This is a genomic window from Bradyrhizobium sp. KZN70725, assembly GCF_055264925.1.
The window spans coordinates 276,228-289,163 of record NZ_JBUYWT010000005.1 but is presented as its reverse complement, the minus strand read 5'-3'; the positions used below and the strand labels follow the sequence as shown (position 1 = coordinate 289,163).

14 protein-coding genes and 1 riboswitch are annotated in these 12,936 nt (G+C 64.3%); of the genes, 4 read left to right on the top strand and 10 right to left on the bottom strand.

Features of this window, described 5'->3' with window-relative positions; translation table 11 throughout:
• Positions 1-107: 107 nt before the first annotated feature.
• Positions 108-503 (bottom strand): hypothetical protein, encoded by a 396-nt coding sequence (locus ACZBJS_RS07540; RefSeq protein WP_168857501.1) that lies wholly within the window; start codon positions 501-503, stop codon positions 108-110.
• Between the two features lie 153 nt (positions 504-656).
• On the opposite strand from ACZBJS_RS07540, the gene ACZBJS_RS07535 reads away from it, so the two are divergent.
• Positions 657-2,324: a flavin-containing monooxygenase gene (locus ACZBJS_RS07535; protein ID WP_229191749.1), complete on the top strand. Its 1,668-nt coding sequence runs from the start codon at positions 657-659 to the stop codon at positions 2,322-2,324.
• Between the two features lie 112 nt (positions 2,325-2,436).
• On the opposite strand, the gene ACZBJS_RS07530 is transcribed toward ACZBJS_RS07535, so the two are convergent.
• The 7 genes from ACZBJS_RS07530 to ACZBJS_RS07500 all read right to left on the bottom strand — a co-directional run bounded on the left by ACZBJS_RS07530 (position 2,437) and on the right by ACZBJS_RS07500 (position 8,689).
• Entirely contained in the window at positions 2,437-2,832 is a 396-nt protein-coding gene (locus tag ACZBJS_RS07530) for a hypothetical protein (protein WP_057014948.1), read from the bottom strand.
• Positions 2,833-3,154: 322 nt separating this feature from the next.
• The gene (thiC, locus tag ACZBJS_RS07525; RefSeq protein WP_316393678.1) at positions 3,155-5,020 is read right to left on the bottom strand and encodes a phosphomethylpyrimidine synthase ThiC; all 1,866 of its coding nucleotides are present in this window, start codon (positions 5,018-5,020) and stop codon (positions 3,155-3,157) included.
• 133 nt (positions 5,021-5,153) lie between these two features.
• Positions 5,154-5,762, bottom strand: a complete 609-nt coding sequence (thiE, locus tag ACZBJS_RS07520; RefSeq protein ID WP_316393679.1) for a thiamine phosphate synthase — start codon at positions 5,760-5,762, stop codon at positions 5,154-5,156.
• Positions 5,749-6,531 carry a thiazole synthase gene (locus ACZBJS_RS07515; RefSeq protein WP_076824053.1) on the bottom strand — a complete coding sequence of 261 codons (783 nt, stop codon included), beginning with the start codon at positions 6,529-6,531 and terminating at the stop codon, positions 5,749-5,751. The genes thiE and ACZBJS_RS07515 overlap by 14 nt, the downstream gene beginning before the upstream one ends.
• Before the next feature lie 194 nt (positions 6,532-6,725).
• Positions 6,726-6,923 (bottom strand): sulfur carrier protein ThiS, encoded by a 198-nt coding sequence (gene thiS / locus ACZBJS_RS07510; RefSeq protein WP_076824056.1) that lies wholly within the window; start codon positions 6,921-6,923, stop codon positions 6,726-6,728.
• The gene (locus tag ACZBJS_RS07505; protein ID WP_316393680.1) at positions 6,914-7,927 is read right to left on the bottom strand and encodes an FAD-dependent oxidoreductase; all 1,014 of its coding nucleotides are present in this window, start codon (positions 7,925-7,927) and stop codon (positions 6,914-6,916) included. The genes thiS and ACZBJS_RS07505 overlap by 10 nt, the downstream gene beginning before the upstream one ends.
• Positions 7,915-8,056, bottom strand: a riboswitch (TPP riboswitch). It overlaps the preceding gene by 13 nt.
• A 108-nt stretch (positions 8,057-8,164) precedes the next feature.
• The gene (locus ACZBJS_RS07500) at positions 8,165-8,689 is read right to left on the bottom strand and encodes a lytic transglycosylase domain-containing protein (RefSeq protein ID WP_057014952.1); all 525 of its coding nucleotides are present in this window, start codon (positions 8,687-8,689) and stop codon (positions 8,165-8,167) included.
• A 372-nt stretch (positions 8,690-9,061) separates the two neighbouring features.
• Between ACZBJS_RS07500 and ACZBJS_RS07495 the strand changes: the two genes are divergently transcribed.
• Positions 9,062-9,259, top strand: coding sequence for a hypothetical protein (locus tag ACZBJS_RS07495; protein WP_028332600.1), 198 nt, complete (start codon positions 9,062-9,064; stop codon positions 9,257-9,259).
• A 29-nt stretch (positions 9,260-9,288) separates the two neighbouring features.
• On the opposite strand, the gene ACZBJS_RS07490 is transcribed toward ACZBJS_RS07495, so the two are convergent.
• Both ACZBJS_RS07490 and ACZBJS_RS07485 read right to left on the bottom strand, forming a co-directional pair.
• Positions 9,289-10,644, bottom strand: coding sequence for an ATP-binding protein (locus ACZBJS_RS07490; RefSeq protein WP_253625809.1), 1,356 nt, complete (start codon positions 10,642-10,644; stop codon positions 9,289-9,291).
• A 2-nt stretch (positions 10,645-10,646) separates the two neighbouring features.
• Complete coding sequence (locus tag ACZBJS_RS07485) at positions 10,647-11,384, bottom strand: response regulator (RefSeq protein ID WP_018273044.1); 738 nt, start codon at positions 11,382-11,384, stop codon at positions 10,647-10,649.
• Between the two features lie 274 nt (positions 11,385-11,658).
• Between ACZBJS_RS07485 and ACZBJS_RS07480 the strand changes: the two genes are divergently transcribed.
• Together ACZBJS_RS07480 and ACZBJS_RS07475 are read left to right on the top strand one after the other, a co-directional pair.
• On the top strand, positions 11,659-12,036 hold the full coding sequence (locus ACZBJS_RS07480; protein ID WP_028344225.1) for a PRC-barrel domain-containing protein: 378 nt from the start codon (positions 11,659-11,661) through the stop codon (positions 12,034-12,036).
• A 337-nt stretch (positions 12,037-12,373) separates the two neighbouring features.
• The gene (locus ACZBJS_RS07475; RefSeq protein ID WP_057014954.1) at positions 12,374-12,892 is read left to right on the top strand and encodes a PRC-barrel domain-containing protein; all 519 of its coding nucleotides are present in this window, start codon (positions 12,374-12,376) and stop codon (positions 12,890-12,892) included.
• Positions 12,893-12,936 lie beyond the last annotated feature (44 nt).

Genomic DNA, 12,936 nt, shown 5'->3' with positions numbered 1-12,936 from the left:
TGGTCGTCGCGCAATGCATAGCGTCGCATCGGCCGGCCCCTCCAAAAGCCGACCACCCATGAATCACTTATCCCCTGATTTGGGAATCCCTCAACTGAAGACAGGCTCTAGCGCACCGGCTCCTTGACCTCTTCTTCCGTCGTGACCGCTTGCGACGGTCCGGTTGCGCGCACCATCAGGAACGTCCCCGAGAACCTTGTGCCGCGGATGCTCCAGCGGCCGTCGATCTCGGTCGCGTCGGCATTGACCGCGCCTTCATAGTGCACGGTGTCGTAGCCGTAGCCAGGCGGCTCGTAACGTTTGACGAACGTAACAGCGCTGCCGGAGCGCTGGCCCGCAAGCGATGCATTGTGCGTGCTGATCGGACAGCCCGGCATCACGCAGGGTTCGGTCACGCTGCCGCCGAGCGCGCCGCCGGCGTCGATCAGCGTCGCCAGGAACGTGACCATGCCGCTCGGCTGAACATAGCTGCCGTCCCAGACGCCGGTGAGATTGTCGGTCATGTCGCTTGCCCGGATTGCGCTTGGCGAAATTGCAGTGATCGATGTGGTGCACGCAGCGCCTCAACGCAAGTCGTGCCCGATCGCGCGGTTGCTTGCAGGTGCAAAAGGGTCTGTAATCCGCTCAAACAGATCAAGAAGAATTCGGGAGCGGACATGACAGGAGAGGCGAAAACCCACTTTGAGGTGATCGTGGTCGGCGCCGGCGTCGCGGGCATCTACCAGATCAAGCGGCTGGCCGATCTCGGCATCGACGCCACCGTGCTCGAAGCCGCGCCCGATCTCGGCGGCACCTGGTACTGGAACCGCTATCCGGGCTGCCGCTTCGATTCCGAGAGCTACACCTATGGCTTCTCATTCTCGCGCGAGCTGCTCGACGAGTGGCACTGGAAGGAGCGCTTCTCCGGCCAGCCCGAGAATCTGCGTTACCTCAACTACGTCGCCGACAAGTTCGACCTGCGCAAGTACATGCAGTTCAATTGCAAGGTCGATATCATGCAGTTCGACGAGACGCGCGACCTCTGGCAATTGAGGATCAGTGACGGCCGCGAACTGACCTGCCGCTTCGTGGTGCTCGCGATCGGGCTGTTGTCGGCGCCGACCATGCCGCGCGTGCCTGGCATCGATGACTTCAAGGGCCGCTCGTTCCACACCTATTACTGGCCGCACGAGCCGGTCGATCTTGCCGGCAAGAAAGTTGCGGTGATCGGCACCGGCGCCACCGGCATCCAGCTGATCGGCGAGATCGCAGACAAGGTCGGCGAGCTCACGGTGTTTCAGCGCCGGCCGAACTGGAGCGCGCCGCTCAACAACTCAGCGATCTCCGACGAGGAGATGGCCGACATCCGCGCCCGCTATGACGAGATCTTCGCTGCCTGCGCGCTGACGCCGGGCAGTTTTGTCCATGGCCCCGACAAGCGCGGCTTCTACGAGGTGAGCCGCGCGGAGCGGCTCAAGCTGTGGGACAGGCTCTACGACGAGCCCGGCTTCGGCATCTGGCTCGCGAACTTCCGCGAGATTTTTATGGATGAAGCCGCCAATGCGGAGCTCTCGGAATACATCGCGGGCCGCATCCGCCAGCGCGTGAACGATCCTGATGTCGCCGAGAAGCTGATCCCGCGGGATCACGGTTTTGGCGTGCAGCGGCTGCCGCTGGAGACCCGATATTTCGAGGCGTACAATCGCGACAATGTGCAGCTCGTCGACCTCAGCGAGACGCCGCTGGTGCGCGTCACCGAGAGCGGCCTGCGCACCACGGCGCGCGACTACGACTTCGACATCATCGTCTACGCCACCGGCTTCGACGCCATCACCGGCGCCTACGACCTGATAGATATCCGCGGCATTGGCGGGGAGCGCCTCGCCGACAAGTGGAAGCACGCGCCATCGACCTTCCTCGGCATGCTCGTCCACGGCTTCCCGAACCTGTTGATGCCGACCGGCCCGCAAAGCGCCTCTGCATCCACGAACTTCCCGCGCGGCATCGAGAACGGCGTCAACTGGTGCACCAACCTGCTTCAATACATGTGGGACCGCGGCCTGACCCGCGCCGACGCCACGCTCGAAGCGCAGCAGCGCTGGACCGCGCATGTCGTCAAGATGTACGAGATCATGCTGATGCGCAAAGCCAAGTCGTGGTTCACCGGCTACAACTCCAACGTCGCCGGCCACGAGGAGGGGACGGTCCGCTACTTCGTCTACAACGGCGGCACGCCGAAGTTCTTGGGGATCATCAACGGGGTTGCGGAGAAAGGGTATCAGGAGATTGCGTTTGGTGCGGGGGCGCGGGGCGGTGTGCAAGCAGCTGTCGGGGCGACGGCGTAGGATTCAGGAATAGTCCGGTAGCCCGCATGAGCGCAGCGATATGCGGGACAGGTAAACCCCGGATATCGCTTCGCTCATCCGGGCTACTTGCTCAAGCCGTCGCCGCCGAATGTCACATCGAGCAGCGAACATACGGCGTCTCGATGGGCACCGGTGCCTTGGAGCTGAGTATGATCTTGTTCTCTCCGGAGAGTGTTATGTCGAATGACACGTCCGAAACCGCGACGCCGTCCGAGCACGCCGCAATCACGCGAACATTCTGCCCGTCATCATGCAGCGATTTGACGGTGCATTTTTGAAACGTGCCGGTGATTTGCTTGCCCTGGACGATCAAGCCTCCCGCGTTGAGATCGGCATCTTTCTTGAACGCGAGCTTGTTGTTCTCCTTGGTGAAGACCTGGTTGCAAGCCGAGGCGTCGATCGTCCAGGCTCCGCTCAAATCCGCAGCCTGTGTCGAGGCCGCTTGCGCAACGAGAAGTACGAATAGCACAGCGTTGAAGGTTCTCATGAAACTCCCCAATCAAATGGTCACAGGGGTAATATCCCTGACCCGACCTTCATCGCTTTCGAGCGTCATAGCAAGCGATGAGATAGCGGATTTTTCGTTGATCCAAGTCAAGGGTTCTGCGGAGCGCCTGGTGTGGACCTGGGCCGGTTGCTGTCGTGACCGGCCCTCCACAAGCCGAACACACGCACTAAATCATAAGTGAATGATCCAGACGCAAAAAGGCCGGGCTTTCACCCGGCCTTTCGTTTTTGGATGGATGCCCGGGGCGTCCCGCGCGAAGACGCGCTCCGCGCTGTTGCCCGGGCATGACGAGCGGTGAGGGTCAGAACACCCTGTTGCTCTCCTTCACCTTCTCCGCGTCCAGATACACGTCGCTTCCCATCTCCTTGAACTTGGCGCTCATCTGCGCCATGCCCTGCTCCTTGTCGTTGAGCGTCGCTGCGTAGTCGCGGACGTCCTGGGTGATCTTCATCGAGCAGAATTTCGGGCCGCACATCGAGCAGAAATGCGCGACCTTGTGGGCTTCCTTCGGCAGGGTCTCGTCGTGGAAGTTCTTCGCGGTGTCCGGATCGAGGCCGAGGTTGAACTGGTCCTCCCAGCGGAAGTCGAACCGGGCACGGCTGAGCGCATCGTCGCGCAGCTGCGCGGCCGGATGGCCCTTGGCCAGATCAGCGGCGTGGGCCGCGATCTTGTAGGTGATGACGCCGGTCTTGACGTCGTTGCGATCCGGGAGACCCAGATGCTCCTTCGGCGTGACGTAGCACAGCATCGCGCAGCCGAACCAGCCGATCATCGCAGCGCCAATGCCCGAGGTGATGTGGTCGTAGCCCGGCGCGATGTCGGTCGTCAGCGGCCCGAGGGTGTAGAACGGCGCCTCGCCGCACTCCTTGAGCTGCTTGTCCATGTTGATCTTGATCTTGTGCATCGGCACGTGGCCGGGGCCCTCGATCATGACCTGGCAGCCCTTGTCCCACGCGATCTTCGTCAGTTCGCCGAGCGTCTCGAGCTCGGCAAACTGCGCGCGGTCGTTGGCGTCCGCAATCGAGCCGGGGCGCAGACCGTCGCCGAGCGAGAACGAGACGTCATACTTGCGCATGAGGTCGCAGATCTCGTCGAAATGGGTGTAGAGGAAGCTCTCCTTGTGATGCGCAAGGCACCACTTCGCCATGATCGAGCCGCCGCGCGACACGATGCCGGTGACGCGGTTGGCGGTGAGATGGATGTAGGGCAGCCGCACGCCGGCGTGGATCGTGAAATAGTCGACGCCCTGTTCGCACTGCTCGATCAGGGTGTCCTTGTAGAGCTCCCAGGTCAGCTTGACCGGATCACCGTCGCACTTCTCCAGCGCCTGGTAGATCGGCACGGTGCCGATCGGCACCGGCGAGTTGCGCAAAATCCATTCGCGGGTGGTGTGGATGTTGCGCCCCGTCGAGAGGTCCATCACGGTGTCGGCGCCCCAGCGGATCGCCCACACCATCTTGTCGACCTCTTCCTCGACCGACGAGGTCACCGCCGAGTTGCCGATATTGGCGTTGATCTTGGTCAGGAAGTTGCGGCCGATGATCATCGGCTCGAGCTCGGCATGGTTGATGTTGGAGGGAATGATGGCGCGGCCGCGCGCGATCTCGTCGCGGACGAATTCCGGGGTGATGAAGGCCGGCACCGCAGCGCCGAAGCTCTCGCCGTCGGCGAGCGCGGCTTCGGCGCGCTCGAGCTGTTGCTTGCGGCCGAGATTCTCGCGCTCGGCGACGTAGATCATCTCCTTGGTGATGATGCCGGCGCGGGCGAATTCGAGCTGCGTGATCTTGTGGCCGTCGAGGCTGCGCAGCGGCCTGTGGTGCGCGGTGAACGCCTTGGCGGCGTGCGCGGCGCCGACATTGCCGTTGTCCTCCGGCTTGATGGTGCGACCCTCATATTCCTCGACGCCGCCGCGCTCCTTGACCCAGGCGAGCCGATTGCGCGGCAGGCCGGCATTGACGTCGATCGTCACGTTCGGGTCGGTGTAGGGGCCAGAGGTGTCGTAGACGGGCAAATTCGGCTCGCCGGCGCCCTCCGACAGCATGATCTCGCGCAGCGGCACGCGCAGATCGGACGCGGCCTCCGGCGTCGCAAAGATCTTGCGTGAGGCGGGCAGCGCGCCGGTGGTGACGGCGGGACGGGTGGTGTCGGGATTGGAGCGGATGTTCATGAGGGATCCTCCTTAATCTTGTCGTCATTCCGGACGGTCCGTTAGGACCGATCCGGAATCTCGAGGTGGTGGCGCGAGATTCCGGGTTCACGCTTCGCGTGCCCCGGAATGACGCTGGTGAGAGTTACGTGCATCACGCGGCCTCCGCGCTGAGGCCGAGCCATTGTCTGACCCGCGCGTCGGGGTCGGGGTTCTGGGTGACGTCACTGACGACGGCGATCGAATCGGCGCCGGCGGCGAAGATCTCGGCGGCGTGCTCGAACTTGATGCCGCCGATCGCGACAAGGGGGATCGAGCCGATCCGCTTCTTCCACTCGGTGATCTTCGGAATGCCCTGCGGCTCGAACCGCATCGATTTGAGCGTGGTGAAGAAGATCGGGCCGAGCGCGACATAGTCGGGCTTGGCGGCGAGCGCGGTGGCGAGCTCGGCGTCGTCATGGGTGGAGATGCCGAGCGTCAGCTTCGCTTTGCGGATCTCGCCGAGGTCGGCCTCGGCGAGGTCTTCCTGCCCGAGATGCAGATGCTCGGCGCCGGCGACGATCGCCGCGCGCCAATAGTCGTTGACCACGAGCTTGGTCGGCGTGCCCTTGGTCACTGTGAGCGCATCGCTGACGATCTGCAGCGCCCCGGCATCGTCGAGCTCCTTGGCGCGCAGCTGGATGGTGCCGACGCCGAGTTTTGTCAGTCGCTCGACCCATTTGATGCTGTCGACGACGGGATAGAACGGATCAGGATACGGCATGCCAGAACGGGGTCCCAACGACAGGGGTGGAGGGGGAGGCGAAGTCGCGGGCTTCCATCAGCCCGGCTTCGTAAGCGGTGCGGCCGGCCTCGACGCCGAGGCGGAAGGCATTGGCCATCGCAACGGGATCGGCGGCTTTGGCGACCGCCGTGTTGAGCAGCACGGCGTCATAGCCGAGCTCGAGCGCCTCGGCGGCATGCGAAGGCGCCCCTAAGCCGGCGTCGACCACCAGCGTGATGCCGGGCAGGCGGTCGCGCAACAGCTTCAGCGCGTCGCGGTTGGTGATGCCCTTGGCGCTGCCGATCGGTGCTGCCCACGGCATCACCACCTTGCAGCCGGCGTCGACCAGCCGCGAGGCGACCGAGAAATCCTCGGTGCAATAGGGGAAGACTTCAAAACCGTCCTTGATCAGGATGCCGGCCGCCTCGACCAGGCCGACCACATCGGGCTGCAGCGTGTCGTTGTCGGCGATCACCTCGAGCTTGATCCACGGCGTGCCGAACAATTCGCGCGCGAGCTTTGCGGTGGTCACCGCTTCCTTGACGCTGCGGCAGCCCGCGGTGTTCGGCAGCACGGTGACGCCGAGCTCGCGGATCAGCGACCAGAACGCATCGCCGGTCTTGCCACCCGCCGCCTCGCGCCGCAGCGACACCGTGACGATGCTGGCGCCCGAGGCGCGGATCGCATTCTGCATGATCGCAGGCGAGGGATACAGCGCCGTGCCGATCAGCAGGCGGGACGGGAAGGATTTGCCGTAGAAGGTGACCATGATCCGTGGTGTCTCCTCAAATCACGCCGTCGTCCCGGCGAAGGCCGGGACCCATACGCCGCGGCCCTTCAAGAGGGCACGCGGGGCGTCGTTCGTTCCGCCAATAGCCGGTCGTGGTTATGGGTCCCGGCTCCGTGCGCAAGCGCGCACTCGGCCGGGACGACATGGGGAGGGAGTGTGCGAACAAACTCACATCACCCTCCCTGCCGCGGCGTGATGATCTCGATCTCGTCGCCGGCTTTCAACGCGGTGTCGGCCCAGCGGCTCTTCGGCACCACGTCGTAGTTCAGCGCGATCGCGAAATGCGTGCCCTCGTAGTCGAGCTCGGCCAGCAGCGCATCGACACTGGAGGCCACGATCTCCCGCTGCTCGCCGTTGACGATCACGCGCATTGCATCACCTCATTGTCGATTTCGCCGCGCGCGAGATAGGCGAGCGTCAGCTCCGCCAGCGCCGGCGCGAGCAGGAAGCCATGACGGTAGAGTCCGTTCACCGTGATGCGTTCCTGCTCGATCCTGATTTTCGGCAGATTGTCGGGAAATGCAGGGCGCAGGCCGGCGCCGAATTCGACGATGCGCGCCTCGGCGAATGCCGGATGCACGACATAGGCGGCCCCTAACAGCTCCAGCGCCGAGCGCACGCTGACGCCGTTGTCCTCGGCCTCGATCGAGGTCGCGCCCAGCATGAAGCGGCCGTCGCCGCGCGGGATCACATAAAGCGGCCAGCGCGGATGGATCAGCCGCACCGGGCGCGCCAGTTCGACCTCGGAGGTCTCGATGATGATCATCTCGCCCTTGACGCCGCGCAAGCTCGGCTCGCGGTCGCGCGCGGCAAGGCCGCGGCAGTCGATCACGACGCCGTCGAGATCGGCTGCCTCGGCGTCGCTGCCGAACTTGATGGCGCCGCCGGCCTTGCCGATCGCGGCATGCAGCCGCGGCAGCACGCGGCGCGGCTCGACATGGCCCTCGTCGGGATAGAACAGGGCGTCACGGAAACGGCCCTCGAGCGACGGCTCGAGCGCGCGAACGCCCTCGGCGTCGATCCGGCGATGGCCGGTGGTGAGGCGGGCAAAGCGCTCGAAATCGGCGCGGTCGCGCGGATGCGCCACCACCAGCGAGCCGTTGAACGGGGTTTCCGGAACATGCTGCCGCCAGAGCTCGAGCGAGCGGATGCCGAGCCGGGAGATCACCGGCTCGGAGGCCTCCGCCTCGCACCAGGGCGCGAGCATCCCGCCGGCCCAGTGGCTTGTGGATTCCGTCATCGCGGCGTCACTGCGCTCATGCAGGGTGACGGCACGTCCGGCCTCTGCGAGCAAGAGCGCATGCCAGGCGCCGGCTATGCCGGCGCCGATGATGGAGACGGGGGAATCCCCCCGCGGTCTTGACGTCTGATACATCCCTGTCCCTTCGCCGGCATGACCCGGATCAGGTTCAAAGGGTCACCGCGGTCCCGGACTATTCGCCTACTGGCTAGCCCAAGCTTGCGGTATCTCAGCTCCTCCTTCGGAGCACCCCTCGGAACGCCCCTAATGTAGGCGGATGGGCTCGTGTGTCAACTTGTATGCCAGACGCGTTGACAGGCGGTGTCGAGGATGGCCGGCACGCGCCGTGGGGCTGCGCGGATACGATCGGCGCTATTTTTCGGCCTGTTCCGGCTTCGGCTCGGCGGTATCGGCCGTCATTTGCTCCGACTTGGCGAATTCCTTCGGCGGTGCACCCGCGCCGCCATGCTTCGCTTCCTTCAGGTGATCCCCGCGCTGGCGCTTTGCGACGTAGTAATACCCGCCCGCGAAATAACGCACGGCTCGATCGTGATTGCCATCGGCGGCGCGATAGGCGCCGGCGAGGTATTTGATGCCGTATTTGAGGTTGGTCTGGGGATCGCGCAGACCCTCGGCGGTACCGGTGTAGCCGAGGCCGCGTGCAGTGCCGAGCTTGATCTGCATCAGCCCGATGGTGCCGCCGCGTCCGATCAGCTGCGGATGGTACTTGCTCTCGCGCACGATGACGCGATGCACCAGCTCTTCCGGTACGAGGTTGGCCTGGGCCTCGGCCGCCACCATCGCCTCATATTGCGCGCGCGATTGCGCCTGCGCGCTCGCGCAGGACGCCAGCACCGCGATTGCGGCAAGGCAGCCAAGGGCTTGTACGGTCTTCATCTCAATCGCTCGGGCTTTCAGATGCGCGTCGGTTCTGCGGTCTCATTGGTACGGCTAGCGGGCAGGAATGTGGCAAAACCTTCGCATCAGCGAACGTTAATGCATCCGTGATTGTCCGGTCATGGGGTGAAGGGACCACGCGATTGCAATACGGATGCTTCAAATTGTTTGCTTCAATCGTCTCAGCCAAAAATTGTCTTGGCCTGCAATTTCCTTCTAATTTTTCTGACTAATTTTGCCGCACGCTATCCACAGCAGTTTGTCGTGCAAACGAATCAATGAAGGTCTAGACTTCGTCCACGGCAGAGTGCGCGATCGTTCAGTCAGCAGCTCTGTCCAAGCACGCAAGAAACAACATTCGGGAGATGCGCCATGGTCCGTCAGGACACCGGCTATATGCCTCGCGAAAATCCCTGCGCGCAATGCGGTAAGCCGATCGCCCGCCCTGATTGGGTGGAGCACAGCGAAGGCCGCTCGTCGTTCTTGTGGAATTGCCGCGCCTGCAATTACCGCTTCGAGGCCATCGCGATCTACGAGGAAGCGGAGCTCATTACGCCGCTCGCCGCCTGACGTCTCCTCATCGCATCAGCTTCGCCTGATCAGGCCGCGGATTTCTGCCGCTGCAATTGCTGTTGCCGCGCCGGCAATTCGATCCGGACCACGAGCCCGTGCGGCTTGCGATCGTGCAGCGACAGCGTGCCGGCATGCGCGAGCACGATGGCGTTGGCGATCGACAGTCCAAGGCCGAAGCCTTCGGCCTCATCCATGTTGCGTGCCTGGTCGCCGCGCACGAACGGCTCCAGCACGCTCGCCTTGTGCGCATCCGAGATGCCGGGCCCGTCATCCTCGATGTCGACGACGAGGCGGTCGGGCTTGACGTCGAGGCGGACGGCAACTTCGCCGCCGAACCGCACGGCATTCTCCACCAGATTGGTGATGCAGCGATGCAGGTCGGCCGGCCGCGCGGTCGCCATCGCGTGCTGCGGGCCCGTGTAACTGACCTTGTGTCCCATGTCGGCGAACTGATCGGTGACGAGGTGCAGCGTGCTCGCGATGTCGACCAGCGTCATCTCCTCGAGCTTGCGGTCGTTGCGCAGGAACGACAGCACCGATTCCAGCATCGAGCGCATCTGGTCGAGGTCGCGCAGCATGCGGTGGCGGTGGGTCTCGTCCTCGATGAATTCGGCGCGCAGCCGCATCCGCGTGATCGGCGTGCGCAGGTCATGGCTGATCGCGGCCAGCATCTTGGTGCGATCGTCGATCAATGCGGTGATGCGCTCGCGCATCCGGTTCAGCGCCCGGGCCAGCGAACGGATCTCCTCCGGACCGCGCTCGGGCAGCGGCGCGGCGGCGCCGTTCAGGCTGAAGGTCTCGGCGGCCTTGACGAAGGACGACAGCGGCGCGGTCAGCGCCCATGCCGCCCACAGGCCGAGCAGGGTGACGCTGATGACGGCGAACAGCACCGTCATCATCCACGGTCCACCCCAGAACGGCCGCATGTGCTGATCCGGCATCAGGTTGGCGGCGAACATGGCGCCGTCGGGCAGGCGGATCGCGACGCGGCGAATTTCGCCGTCATGTGGCGTGCTGCCAGCTTCGCGCGGCAGCAGGAAGATGCGATAGCCGGCGCCGAGCCGGCGCAGCGCGTGCAGGCTCGGCGTGTCGGTTTCGGTGAGCGCGCCGGCATCGGAAGGCAGGTCGCCGATCGCAAGTTGCGGGAAAGCACGGGCGACGTCGGCCAGGAGCCGCGGCCGCTCCGACGCCGGGGCATGCCCGAGCAGCTGCGCGGCGGCGGCGAGCTGGGTGTGCCAGCGGTCCGACGGCTCCACCCGATCAGGGCGATGGATCAGGAAGGTGGCGGTGATGATCAAGTGCAGCGCGACGATCGAAACGACGACCAGCGCCGCCATCTGGGCGCCGATCCCCCGCAGACTCAGCACGCGCAGCAGCTTCATGGTCAATTGTTCGTGGCGGCAACCGCCTCCACCCTCGGCGTGAACACATAGCCGCCGGAACGCACCGTCTTGATCATGGTGGCTTCCTGCGGATCGGGCTCGATCTTGCGGCGGATGCGGCTGACCAGCACGTCGATCGAACGTTCGAACGAGCCGGCGCTGCGGCCCTGGGTCAGGTCGAGCAGGCTGTCGCGCGACAGCACGCGGCCGGGCCGCTCGCAGAAGGTGCGCAGCAGGTCGAACTCGGCGCTGGTCATGGCGACGCGCGCGCCTTCGGGGTTGCGCAGCTCGCGCAGGCGGATGTCGATACGCCAGCCGAGGAAGGTCAGCGTGGTCGCGCCCTCGATCGCGCTGGCGTTGCGCGCGGCGGCCTGCCGGCGCAGCACCGCGTTGATCCGCGCCAGCAGCTCGCGCGGGTTGAACGGCTTTGCCAGGTAATCGTCGGCGCCCATCTCGAGGCCGAGGATGCGGTCGACGTCCTCGCCGCGCGCGGTCAGCATGATGATCGGCGTCTGCGATTCCGCCCGCACCTTGCGGCACAGGCTGAGGCCGTCCTCGCCGGGCAGCATGACGTCGAGCACCAGGAGATCCACGCGGTGGTCGGTCATCGCCTTGGCCATCTCGCGGCCGTCAGAGGCGGTCGTGACATGACAAGAATTGGTACGGAGATATTTTGCGATAAGCGACCGCGTCTCGCGGTCGTCCTCGACGACAAGGATATTGGGCGCAGCCTGGGTCATACCGATCTTTTGTCCGTGATTCGGGGAAAGCGGCTCAGGAATTTTGTTTCAGTATGTGTCTGAAATCTTGCCCGGCTATCCGGGTTAACAGGTCGGCCGCAGGCAGAAAAGTTATCGTTCTGTCATCAATCCTGATGCCCTGAAATGCGGGCAGAACCCTCTGGCCCCTGGTCGTTATGGCGGCCGGAGAAGGGGAAGGGCGGCTGTCATATCCGGGGGCGGAACCCGTTACCCCGGCGACGCGTTATTTCTCTTTCGGGTCAAGGAGGGTGAGATGGCTGTCGAGGTCGAGACCAGGCCGCATCAGCTCATTGCAAGCGACCGGGTCGAGGGGACGGCGGTGCGCCGGGCCAATGGCGACATGATCGGCCATATCGAGCGGCTGATGATCGACAAGATCTCCGGCAAGGTATCGTACGCGGTGTTGAGCTTCGGCGGCTTCCTGGGCATTGGAACCAATTTGATCCCGCTGCCCTGGGGCCGGCTGCACTACAACCCGAAGTTCGAGGCCTATGAGCTCGACATCGAGGACGAGGAGCTGAAGCGCGCGCCGTCGTTCCGTGCCGACAAGGATTTCGATTGGGGCGATCGCTCGCAGGAAGTCGAGCTGCATCGCTTCTACGGCGTGCCGCCCTATTGGGGCGGCTTCTGATCGCGCGGCAACATGCGCGCATGACGACGCTCGCCGATCGATGATGCGGTCGCTGGGACGAGCGCGCGGCTTGTGCAGCGCGGTTCGCCGGGACGACTTAGTGAGCCAAACATCGTCACATCATGGACTGCGCGTCCGGCGCAGTCGTGAGGCTCAACCGCAAGCTCACTTGAGAGATCACGATACCTTTCGTCAAGCGGCGCAGCGTTTCCGTGCGCTGAAAGGTCCTCACCCCCGTTCCTCGGCATTTAAGCGGCTTTTGAGCGCAGGTCCGTTAGGAACGGTTGCGAAGATGACGGGTTTTCCCAGCATCGATTTTGCGAGAGGAGAGCCATCAATGTTGGTCAAATCCATCATCGCCGGCCTCGCCGGCACCGCGCTGCTTGCAACCGTCGCCGTTGCGCAGACGCCAACCGATAAGGGCGACAAGATGTCTCCTGCGGCGTCGACGTCAGCCACGTCGCCGGATTCGTTCAAGGGCAACTGGCGCGCGTCGAAGGTCGTCGGCCTCAGCGTGTACAACGATGCCAATGAAAGCGTCGGCTCGATCAATGATCTGCTGATGGAGAAGGGCGGTACAATCAAGGCGGTCGTGATCGGCGTCGGCGGCTTCCTTGGCGTCGGCGAGCACTTGGTCGCGGTCCCGATCGACAAGGTGAAGTTCGTGAACGAGCCGATCGCCTATACCGGCGCCTCGAACACCGGCGCCGGCAGCACCAGCAAGACGACCACCACGGGCGCGGCCCCTGCGGCGGCGACGTCGAAGCCGAATCCCTGGTATCCGGATCACGCCGTGTTCAATGCGAGCAAGGATGAGCTGAAGGCGATGCCGGAATTCAAGTATTCGACCGACTAACGCATCGCGTCACCTGCAAGAGAAGAGCGCGTCCGGTTGCTGCC

Coding starts and splice junctions, on each gene's coding strand:
- ACZBJS_RS07505 (WP_316393680.1), bottom strand. CDS start 7,927: ATGTATCAGACGTCAAGACCGCGGGGGGATTCCCCCGTCTCCATCATC.
- ACZBJS_RS07540 (WP_168857501.1), bottom strand. CDS start 503: ATGACCGACAATCTCACCGGCGTCTGGGACGGCAGCTATGTTCAGCCG.
- ACZBJS_RS07490 (WP_253625809.1), bottom strand. CDS start 10,644: ATGAAGCTGCTGCGCGTGCTGAGTCTGCGGGGGATCGGCGCCCAGATG.
- thiC (WP_316393678.1), bottom strand. CDS start 5,020: ATGAACATCCGCTCCAATCCCGACACCACCCGTCCCGCCGTCACCACC.
- thiE (WP_316393679.1), bottom strand. CDS start 5,762: ATGCCGTATCCTGATCCGTTCTATCCCGTCGTCGACAGCATCAAATGG.
- ACZBJS_RS07530 (WP_057014948.1), bottom strand. CDS start 2,832: ATGAGAACCTTCAACGCTGTGCTATTCGTACTTCTCGTTGCGCAAGCG.
- ACZBJS_RS07485 (WP_018273044.1), bottom strand. CDS start 11,384: ATGACCCAGGCTGCGCCCAATATCCTTGTCGTCGAGGACGACCGCGAG.
- ACZBJS_RS07495 (WP_028332600.1), top strand. CDS start 9,062: ATGGTCCGTCAGGACACCGGCTATATGCCTCGCGAAAATCCCTGCGCG.
- ACZBJS_RS07535 (WP_229191749.1), top strand. CDS start 657: ATGACAGGAGAGGCGAAAACCCACTTTGAGGTGATCGTGGTCGGCGCC.
- thiS (WP_076824056.1), bottom strand. CDS start 6,923: ATGCGCGTGATCGTCAACGGCGAGCAGCGGGAGATCGTGGCCTCCAGT.
- ACZBJS_RS07475 (WP_057014954.1), top strand. CDS start 12,374: ATGTTGGTCAAATCCATCATCGCCGGCCTCGCCGGCACCGCGCTGCTT.
- ACZBJS_RS07515 (WP_076824053.1), bottom strand. CDS start 6,531: ATGGTCACCTTCTACGGCAAATCCTTCCCGTCCCGCCTGCTGATCGGC.
- ACZBJS_RS07500 (WP_057014952.1), bottom strand. CDS start 8,689: ATGAAGACCGTACAAGCCCTTGGCTGCCTTGCCGCAATCGCGGTGCTG.
- ACZBJS_RS07480 (WP_028344225.1), top strand. CDS start 11,659: ATGGCTGTCGAGGTCGAGACCAGGCCGCATCAGCTCATTGCAAGCGAC.